General features: G+C 40.7%; 10 protein-coding genes. 4 read left to right on the top strand and 6 right to left on the bottom strand.

Annotated features, from left to right (window positions below):
• Positions 1-66 precede the first annotated feature (66 nt).
• Complete coding sequence (locus HR060_RS18855) at positions 67-207, top strand: hypothetical protein (protein ID WP_174201830.1); 141 nt, start codon at positions 67-69, stop codon at positions 205-207.
• 47 nt (positions 208-254) lie between these two features.
• Here HR060_RS18855 and HR060_RS18850 read toward each other — a convergent pair whose 3' ends face one another.
• The 5 genes from HR060_RS18850 to HR060_RS18830 form a co-directional block, all read right to left on the bottom strand.
• A complete protein-coding gene (locus tag HR060_RS18850; protein WP_174201829.1) occupies positions 255-1982 on the bottom strand; it encodes a proline--tRNA ligase in 1728 nt (575 codons plus the stop codon).
• A gap of 93 nt (positions 1983-2075) precedes the next feature.
• Positions 2076-2486, bottom strand: coding sequence for a SufE family protein (locus HR060_RS18845; protein ID WP_174201828.1), 411 nt, complete (start codon positions 2484-2486; stop codon positions 2076-2078).
• Positions 2486-3748, bottom strand: a complete 1263-nt coding sequence (locus HR060_RS18840; RefSeq protein ID WP_174201827.1) for an aminotransferase class V-fold PLP-dependent enzyme — start codon at positions 3746-3748, stop codon at positions 2486-2488. Before HR060_RS18840 ends, HR060_RS18845 begins: the two co-directional genes overlap by 1 nt.
• A gap of 16 nt (positions 3749-3764) precedes the next feature.
• On the bottom strand, positions 3765-4472 hold the full coding sequence (gene rsuA / locus HR060_RS18835; protein ID WP_174201826.1) for a 16S rRNA pseudouridine(516) synthase RsuA: 708 nt from the start codon (positions 4470-4472) through the stop codon (positions 3765-3767).
• Entirely contained in the window at positions 4472-6787 is a 2316-nt protein-coding gene (locus tag HR060_RS18830) for a YgiQ family radical SAM protein (RefSeq protein ID WP_246283221.1), read from the bottom strand. The genes rsuA and HR060_RS18830 overlap by 1 nt, the downstream gene beginning before the upstream one ends.
• A 182-nt stretch (positions 6788-6969) precedes the next feature.
• On the opposite strand from HR060_RS18830, the gene HR060_RS18825 reads away from it, so the two are divergent.
• The 3 genes from HR060_RS18825 to HR060_RS18815 all read left to right on the top strand — a co-directional run bounded on the left by HR060_RS18825 (position 6970) and on the right by HR060_RS18815 (position 9779).
• Positions 6970-8199, top strand: coding sequence for a glycerophosphodiester phosphodiesterase family protein (locus tag HR060_RS18825; RefSeq protein ID WP_174201824.1), 1230 nt, complete (start codon positions 6970-6972; stop codon positions 8197-8199).
• A gap of 157 nt (positions 8200-8356) precedes the next feature.
• Positions 8357-9361 (top strand): GGDEF domain-containing protein, encoded by a 1005-nt coding sequence (locus HR060_RS18820; protein ID WP_174201823.1) that lies wholly within the window; start codon positions 8357-8359, stop codon positions 9359-9361.
• A gap of 34 nt (positions 9362-9395) precedes the next feature.
• Complete coding sequence (locus tag HR060_RS18815; protein ID WP_174201822.1) at positions 9396-9779, top strand: YbaN family protein; 384 nt, start codon at positions 9396-9398, stop codon at positions 9777-9779.
• A 37-nt stretch (positions 9780-9816) separates the two neighbouring features.
• On the opposite strand, the gene HR060_RS18810 is transcribed toward HR060_RS18815, so the two are convergent.
• The coding region (locus HR060_RS18810; RefSeq protein ID WP_174198709.1) for an integrase core domain-containing protein at positions 9817-10025 on the bottom strand (209 nt) is incomplete at its 5' end.

Genomic DNA, 10025 nt, shown 5'->3' with positions numbered 1-10025 from the left:
AATATCTCACCAGCAGAATATGAGATAAAACTAAGTAAAAGTGCCTAGAAAAGTATCCAAGTTTATTTGACCGTTACTAATGATTTAAAGCGTTACTGGCAAGGGGCTATTAAGTATGCAGACAATGCGCTTTACTATACTAAATCCAATGGTCGAGACGGTGCATTTATTTATCAGTATGGAGAATTAAAGAGTTTAACGGCATAAAAAAAAGCAGCGTGAAGACGCTGCTTTTTTAAATATAGCGAAAGCCGTTATTTGATGTCTAATTGATCGATAACATACTGTGCTGCATCTTCGATTTTTAGCTGCACTTTATCACCACCACGGCGGCATTTGTATTCAACTAAACCTTCATCTAAGTTGCGCTCACCAATTACAATTGAGTGAGGTACACCAAGTAGCTCCATATCAGCAAACATTACACCTGGACGCTCTTTACGATCGTCAAATAACACTTCAACACCAGCGGCTTTAAGGTCATCGTAAAGCTTTTGTGCAACCTCTGGGATACGGTGAGATTTGTGCATATTCATAGGAACAATAGCAACAGTGTATGGTGCTAAACTGTCTGTCCATTTAATACCATATTTATCATTGTTTTGCTCAATTGCAGCCGCCACAATTCGAGACACACCAATACCATAACAGCCCATAGTCATGCTCTCGTGTTTACCTGATTCAGTTAACACGCCTGCTTTCATTGCTTCAGAGTATTTAGTACCTAACTGGAAGATATGGCCTACTTCGATACCGCGCTTAATTGAAACAACGCCATTACCACATGGGCTTGCATCACCTTCAACAATGTTACGCAAGTCAGCGGTAGTGAAGTTTTCATGATCGCGTTGCCAGTTTGCACCTGTGTAGTGGAAGCCGTCTTTGTTCGCACCACATACAAAATCAGCAAGATGAGCTGCGCTGTGATCAACCACAACGTCGATTGATAAGCCAATTGGACCTATGCTACCTGCACTGCAGTTTGCCGCTGATTTGATTTCTTCTTCACTGGCAAATGTCACTGGTGCATATACATTACTGAGCTTTTCAACTTTTACTTCGTTTAATTCGTGATCGCCACGTAGTACAAGTGCTACAACACCTTGTGCTTCGCCTTCAGCATTTGCGCCTTTTACAAGTAATGTCTTAACGGTTTGCTTTGCATCAACTTTTAATAAAGTCGCAACTTCTTCGATACTGTGTGCATCTGGTGTCGCTACTTCGGTTAACGCTGCAGTTGGAGTAGGGCGCTCACCTGCTGGCGCGTGGCATTCTGCTTTTTCGATATTAGCGGCATAATCACTACCCGAACTAAAGACGATTGCATCTTCACCTGATTCAGCAAGTACATGGAACTCATGAGATAAGCTACCACCAATTGAACCCGTATCGGCTAATACTGCACGGTACTCTAAACCTAAACGGTCAAAGATATTGCAGTAGGCCTGATACATAGCTTGATATGTTTTTTCTAAACAAGCTTGGTCTAAATGGAAAGAGTAAGCGTCTTTCATCGTGAACTCACGCGCGCGCATTACACCAAAACGCGGTCTAACTTCGTCACGGAATTTAGTTTGAATTTGGAAAAGATTAAGCGGCAGCTGCTTGTAGCTATTTACTTCTTTGCGAACCAGCTCAGTGATGACTTCTTCATGTGTTGGACCAAGTGCAAATGGACGGTCGTGTCTATCTTTAATGCGTAGTAATTCCGGGCCAAATTGTTCCCAACGGCCTGACTCTTCCCATAAATCGGCAGGTTGAACAACGGGCATTAAAACTTCAATCGCACCTGCTTTTTCCATTTCTTCGCGCACAATGCGTTCGACTTTGCGCAGTACTTTCAAACCACTTGGTAGATAAGTGTATAAACCTGACGCTAATTTACGGATCATACCCGCTCTTAGCATTAATTGATGGCTGATGACTTCTGCATCAGCTGGCGTTTCTTTTAAGGTCGATAATAAATACTGACTGGTACGCATGGATTTCGTTTCCGTCTTTTTGTTGTACTTTAGTTTTTTATGGGCGGTATTGTAGCGATATGTCGTCTAATTGACTATGGCTAAAGCAAGGGTTTATTCACTTAGCTTATGTGCTGTTTGCTGTATCGTATTGGCAATCGACAATAAGCCGTTCCCACGTGAGGGGCTTAAGTGTTTTATTAACGCGAGTTGTTCAAAATAACCATTGAGATCGAAAGTGGCTATTTGCTTAGCATTAAGACCATTTAATGGCGTGAGAAGAATGAAAAGCAGACCTTTAACTATTCTTGCATCGGCGTCGGCAAAGCACTTTAGCTCGTCATTACTGATCTCAATGTGCAGCCAAACTTGGCTTTCACACCCTTGTACTAAGTTCTGCTCAGTTCGATATTTGTCTGGGAAGTCCGCTAAGTTTTTACCCGCTTTCATCAAAAAGCGGTATCTGTCTTCCCAACTGGCGAATTGCTCGAAGGTGTTGATGATATCGTGGTATTGGCTATTCATTAAACAAAATCTTCTAACGATTGTAAGGCATTGATCAAAGCTTGAATTTCAGCGTAGGTGTTATAAGCGCATAATGAGACTCGAATTGTCCCTTTTTCTGTATCTAATACCTGCATGAGCGGCTGTGCACAATGGGTACCGACTCTGACTGCAAACCCCATTTGGCTGAGTAGTTCAGCAATATCTTGTACATGCCAATCACAAACGGTAAAAGAAATAGCACTGGTGCCTTTTTCACTGCCTTGTAACTTCACACCTGGGATAGACGCTAAGCCTTGATAAAGCGCTAAATAGAGTTTTTTCTCATATAGTGCTAAGGCTGTTTTATCCTGCGCTTGAATAAAGTTAAGCGTTGCCCCTAAACCAATGACATCTGCAATGTTTGGCGTTCCTGCTTCAAACTTATGCGGTAACTCAGAGAAACAGGCATCATCTGTTGAGACGTTTGACACCATTTCGCCGCCATATTGGTATGGCGTTAACGCATTTAAAATTTCACTTTTTCCATAAAGCACACCTAAACCTGTCGGGCCATAGACTTTATGGGCAGAGAAAGCATAAAAATCACAGTCGAGCTTTTGCACATCAACTGGTAAATGAGCAATAGCTTGTGCACCATCTACCAGTGTTAATGCTTTGTGTAACCGCGCTTTATTGATAATCGCATTGATTGGCTGAATGCTGCCAAGCACGTTAGATACGTGGCTAATGGCAACCAGTTTAGTTTTGTTGTTGATAAGTGCTAAACAAGCATTTAGGTCAATGCCTTGGGCATTAACGGGTGCGATGACCAATTTTAATTTCAGTTTTTTACATAACTGTTGCCAAGAAACAAAATTAGCATGGTGCTCTAATGCACTGACTAAAATTTCATCACCTTGTCTGAAATAACGAGAGAAGGCGAGGGATTGAGCAACTAAGTTGATGCTTTCAGTTGTACCTTTTGTCCAAATGATTTCTTTGCTTGAAGGTGCATTGATAAAATGGCGTACATCTTCTCGTGCTTTTTCATAAGCACGTGTACTTTTATCAGCAACTTGATGAGATGCACGGTGAACATTGGCATTGTAGTTAGCGTAATAATCGGCAATGGCATCAATCATTCCCTGTGGTTTTTGCGTTGTTGCGGCATTATCTAAATACGTCAACTCGGCATTATTTCGGAAAAAAGGAAATGCATGTCGAAAGGCTTGATGGGCATTTAATTCATCTTCAGTGAAGATAGTACTCGATGTCGGTTCCATTTCTTGTGTCATTGTCATAGCAGAATGTCAGAATTTATTTGAAGCAAGCTATCTCATCGTCAGTTAAGTAACGCCATTCACCTATTTCAAGGTCTTGGTCTAACTCAACTTGTCCTATTTGTTCTCGGTGTAAGCTTTCTACTCGATTACCTACTGCTGCAAGCATGCGTTTAACTTGATGGTATTTACCCTCACTGATAGTTAATAAAAGCTCATAGTCATCAATTTTTTCAACTGTTGCAGGTTTAGTTAAACCATCTTCGTTATGTAATTGCACGCCTTGTTCGAGTTGTTCAATCATTGAATCAGTGATCACTTTTTCTGTTTCAACTCGATAACGTTTTTGACAATCTTTATTAGGCGATGTGATGTTGTGTGACCATTGACCATCATCAGTGATCAATACTAAACCTGTGGTATCAGCATCCAGTCTGCCTGCAGTGTGTAATTTGTCGATTTTACTCACACCATCATCTATCAGAATATTCAATACACTAGGATAGACTTCATCTATATTTGAGCAAATAAATTCAGCAGGTTTATAAAGCATGATATAACGAGCACCGATTAGAGAAATACTTTCTCCATCAATGCAAACATCCGCTGTTTCAGCAATCTTTAAAGCCGAATTTTTAACGACTTCGCCATCGACCGTAACTTCTCCTCTGTGTAATCGTACTTTCGCTTGCTTACGGGTGAGTTCAGTATTTTCACAAATAAATTTATCTAGGCGTATTGGCATTATTTACTCGATTTTCTCTTGTTAACGGGTTTTCTACTCGAGTTTTGTGGTGCATTGCCACTTTTACCTTTACTTGGTTTACTCGAGTTTTTATTAAATTTATTGCTCTTGCTGCTATTGGGCTTGTTTGTGCCACTGACATCTTTGCGCTTTGGCTTTCTGCGCGGGTCGTCTTTATATTGAGCTTGAGTGTGCTTAGTGGCAGCACGCTCACCTTTTCGAGCGGGTTTAGCTTTTTGTTTTAGCTCATCTCTTGATGGTGGAGGCACAAGGTGGTTAGGGCCACGGCCAATGAGTCGGCTTAGCCCCATCGATTTGAGACCTTCGCGAATTAATTCAAAGTTCTCTGGTGCGTGGTATCTGAGTAAAGCGCGTTGTAAACGACGAGCGCGATCCCCTTTAGCAATTGAGATATTATCCGATTTGTAGCTAATTTTAGACAACGGGTTATGCTCGGTGTGATACATAGTTGTTGCCGTTGCCATCGGACTTGGATAGAAGTTTTGAACTTGATCGAGCTTAAAGCGGTTTTTCTTCAGCCAAAGTGCTAAGTTCACCATATCTTCAGGCGTCGTACCCGGGTGAGAGCTGATGAAATAAGGAATTAAATACTGCTCTTTGCCGGCTTCTTTCGAATACTTATCAAACAGTTCTTTGAACTTGTAATAGGTACCCATCCCAGGTTTCATCATTTTGTTGAGTGGGCCTTCTTCTGTGTGCTCTGGGGCAATTTTCAAGTAACCGCCAACATGGTGCTTGGCAAGCTCTTTGACATAGCGAGGGTCTTCCACAGCAATGTCATAGCGTACACCAGAAGCAATTAAGATCTTTTTGATGCCTTTAACATCGCGAGCACGACGATATAAATCTATGGTTGGGGTATGATCAGTGTCCATGTGGCCGCATATGTCAGGCCATACACATGACAATCGACGACATGTTGCTTCTGCTTTAGGGCTTTTACATTTTAACTTGTACATATTGGCCGTCGGGCCACCTAAATCTGAAATAACGCCAGTAAAACCTGGGACTTTCTCTTTAATATCTTCAATTTCATTGATGATAGACTCTTCGCTTCGGCTTTGAATAATACGCCCTTCGTGTTCGGTTATTGAACAGAAAGTACAACCACCGAAACAACCACGCATGATATTAATTGACGTTTTTATCATGTCGTAGGCTGGTATTTTCGCCTTGCCGTATTTAGGGTGAGGAACACGTGCGTAATAAAGATCGAAAATACCATCCATTTCACCTGTTTCTAGTGGAATAGCAGGTGGGTTAATCCAGACATAGCGTGCATCGTGGCGCTGCATGAGTGCGCGGGCACAACCTGGGTTTGTTTCTTGATGTAAAATTCGAGAGGTATGCGCGTATAGGACTTTATCCGCTCTGACCTTGTCATAAGGCGGCAAATTGACGTAGACCTCTTCCCATGGTTTTTTCTTTTTTTTAGCTTGGCTAATTTTAACGTTAGCCGGGTTGTCTAGTTGTACAACAATAGGTTTTGCTTGTTCAACCTTTTCCTCAACATCACCTTCAGAGCCGCACGGTGGTTCCTCTGTCATATAAGGGTTGGGAATGGCATCAATTTTACCAGGCTTATCTAACGTACTTGAGTCAACCCCGCTCCAACCAGGCAAGGCCTCTTTTAGCATGACCGCAGTACCGCGTACGTCTTTTATTTCTGATAGCGGTTCACCATTAGCAATGCGATGTGTGACTTCAAGTAATGCGCGTTCAGCATTACCGAAGATGAGAATATCTGCTTTTGAATCAGGTAAAATTGAACGGCGAACCTTATCAGACCAGTAATCATAATGGGCGATGCGTCTTAAGCTAGCTTCAATACCACCGATGACAACGGGGATGTCTTTGTAGGCTTGCTTACATTTTTGTGTGTAGATTAATGTTGCGCGGTCTGGACGTTTTCCACCTTCATTGTTGGGTGTGTATGCATCATCATGACGAATTTTTCTATCAGCCGTGTAGCGGTTGATCATGGAATCCATGTTGCCGGCAGTCACCCCAAAGTAGAGGTTAGGGCGGCCAAGCGCTTTAAACGTATCTGGATTATTCCAATCGGGCTGAGCTATGATTCCGACTCTAAAGCCTTGGGCTTCGAGTGTTCGCCCGATCACAGCCATACCAAAGCTTGGGTGATCGACATAGGCATCACCAGAAACGATGATGATGTCACAGCTATCCCAGCCAAGTTGATCCATCTCTTTTCTTGACATAGGTAGGAATGGCGCAGGCTCCGTTACCCTGTGCTGGTATTTTTCATAAGAAAAGATGTCTTTTGCTACAGGCATCATATTCGGGATAACTCACTATTTATAAAATTCAGGTCAGATCGCTTGGCATTATACCTGATTAAAGCTTTTTTTATTATCGCAAATCGCAAATTCTGTCTCTGGAATTTACTGTGTTTGTCATCTTGACTAAACCTTCGCACGTTAAGTTTTAAGCAAATTAGTTATAACGAGTACAAAAGATGCAATCTAACCGCCTATTTAAACTGAGTGCCTGTCGCTACAAAGGTTTTTACAGAACTGTATTATCACTTCTGCTGATTCATTCAATATCGGTTGGTGCGGCTACCCATTTTGAGCCAAAAGATAGGCCAATTGCTTTGATAGAATCGGTAAAAAATGATGAGCTAAAAAAAACGCTTTTGGCCTGTAAAGATAATAAGTTAAAGGCGAATCCATTTTCTATTGGCCACCGAGGCGCGCCGCTTTATTTTCCTGAACACAGTAAAGAGTCCTATTTAGCCGCAGTAAAATCGGCAGCTGGCATTATCGAATGCGATGTAACCTTTACTAAAGATAAACAGCTTGTTTGTCGGCATTCGCAATGCGATTTACATCGCACTACTGATATCTTGTTAAGACCTAACTTAGCGAAGAAATGCCAACAAGATTTTATGCCTGCAAACGATAACTCTCCTGCTAGAGCAATGTGCTGTACATCGGATATAACTTTGGCTGAATTTAAAACCTTATGTGCAAGACAAGATAAAGTTGATACTAAAGCACAAACCGCACAAACGTATTTAGCTGAAGACAGCAATAGTTACTCAGCTTGTGGCACACCTTTAAGCCACAAAGAGTCGATTGAAATTATTGATAAATATCAATTGGGTTTTACGCCTGAATTAAAATCTACTTTTGTAGAAATGCCGTATCAAGGTGACTTTACCCAACAAAGGTACGCATCGCAGTTGATTGATGAATATGTGCAAATGGGTATCGAACCGAGTCGTGTTTGGCTACAGTCTTTTAATTATCAAAATGTTTTATATTGGATTGAGCATCATCCTAGATTTAGAAAACAAGTCGTTTATCTTGATGATAGAGTGGAATCAGAGACATTTATTGTCAAGTTGACTGATTTTGAAAAAATGAAAGCTGATGGCTTGTCCATTATCGCACCGCCTATGTGGGCATTGGTTACACTCGATAGCAACAATCGCATCATTCCTTCAGACTATGCACTTTTGGCTAAACAAGCTGGACTTAAAATTATTACTTGGACTTTAGAACGCTCGGGTGATTTATCAAATGGTGGAGGTTGGTATTATCAATCGATTAGCAGTGCCATTAATACAAATGGCGATACTTACACTTTACTTGATGTATTAGCTCAAAAAGTTGGAGTTTTGGGGGTCTTTTCTGATTGGCCTGCAACTACGAGTTTTTATGCAAACTGTTTACTCGACTAATAGTAAAAAGTGCTTAAAAACCAAAATGTTATTACATTTGTAACTTAATGGTTGTATAAATAATCAAACAGAACAAATAAGCGATAAGTTTCTTGCTAAAGGCAGAGTTTATCGCTAAGAATAATAGATTAATTTCATTCAGGTATTCGTTGTATTAATGAACTGGCAACAACTCCACTTAATATTCGATACCTTAACTTGTCAAAATGCAATCGGTCGATTGGATACTCTCGCCATCGATTTTCTTAAAGATACATTGTCTGATACGGCATATCGCATGTATTACAATTTTCATTTAAGAGGTGTGAATGCGCTTGAATTGGTTTATGCCAATGAGCTTCAGATACCGACTGAAAAAGAGCTGCGACTGGTTGAGGAATTGGGATCTGCTAAATGTCTTCACCCAAACTATTTTGAAGAGGATGATCACAAATACTTCATCGTTTTAGTCAATGAACATTGCAGCTTTTTACTCATTATCGATGAGACTCATGAGATGTTTAAGCCGCAACTGATCCAATTTGTGAAAACACTTTGTGTGGTTTGGCAAAACCAACTTGAAATGCTTCATTACTTTCAAAAAGATGCTCTCACTGATTTGTATAACCCCAACATCCTAACAGAAGCGGTAAATGGTAATTCTGTTGATATTGCCGATATGTCAGTAGCCGCTTTTAAACGTAGCCACGCCCTTGAGAGACGTTCAGCTTTCAATAGTGCTGACTGTATTGCAATGATAGATATAGATGATTTTACCTTAATTAATGAAAGGTTCAGCCATACTATCGGTGATGAAGTGCTAATGAAGGTGGCTAGGCTACTAGAGATTACTTTCAGAGATAGCGACATGTTGTGTCGATACAGCGGTAATACCTTTGCTATATTAATAAGACATATCAGCCATGAGGGCGTGAAGGATGTATTAGAGCGATTTAAGGAAAAAGTGGCAAAAACCCATTTTCCTCGAATTGCTACGATCCAAGTCAGTATTGGTTATTCGATGACTATTTCAGGCATGTTAGCCAGTGAGCTCTATGAGCGAAGTATACAGGCGGTAAAAGAAGCCAAATCACGTGGTAAAAATACCATAGTTAACGCGGCTGATATTTTTGATGATAAACCTAGCTCAGATATTGAGGTTGGAGAAATAGAATTATTCTAGTAAAGCCCATATACAATTTGGACACGGAGATGCGATGAAGTCAGTGCAACATGCTCGAAAGGTTACTTTTCTGATCTTAGGCTGGTTTTGTGTCGGTCTTGCTATTATCGGGGCCATTTTGCCTCTTATGCCCAGCTTTGTCTTTGTTCTATTAGCTTCATATTGTTTTTCTCGATCCTCAGATAAGTATTTGCATTGGCTTAGAACCAACAAATATTTTGGTGAAACACTGGTCAATTATGAGAAGGGAAGAGGTTTAAAGCCGGCTATAAAATGTCGAGCGATTGCCTTTATCTGGGGGAGTATTGGGGTTTCAATCTATTTTGTGCAATCAAACGTTTATTTGGTGGCTCTACTTGCTTTAATTGCCATAACACTGACCATTTACTTGATAAGACTACCGAGCTGCAGTGATTAACCATGACCCATCCTACTATGGGTTGACACTTTTTTGATTAAAACGCCTGATGAATTTCATCGGGCGTTTTGTATTTTAAGGCCGAATGTGGCCTTTGTTGATTATATAAATCGACTGATTGTTTTACCATTTCCCTTGCCTCATTTAGGTTATTTGGTTTCATTAACAAGTATTCGTTTTTAAGAATACCGTTTACTCTCTCAGCCAGTGCATTTTGATAGCAGTCATAACCATCTGTCATTGAAC

This window comes from Marinifaba aquimaris (assembly GCF_013328345.1).
Taxonomy (GTDB): Bacteria; Pseudomonadota; Gammaproteobacteria; order Enterobacterales; family Alteromonadaceae; genus Marinifaba; species Marinifaba aquimaris.
This window is presented reverse-complemented; position numbering and strand designations above follow the sequence as displayed.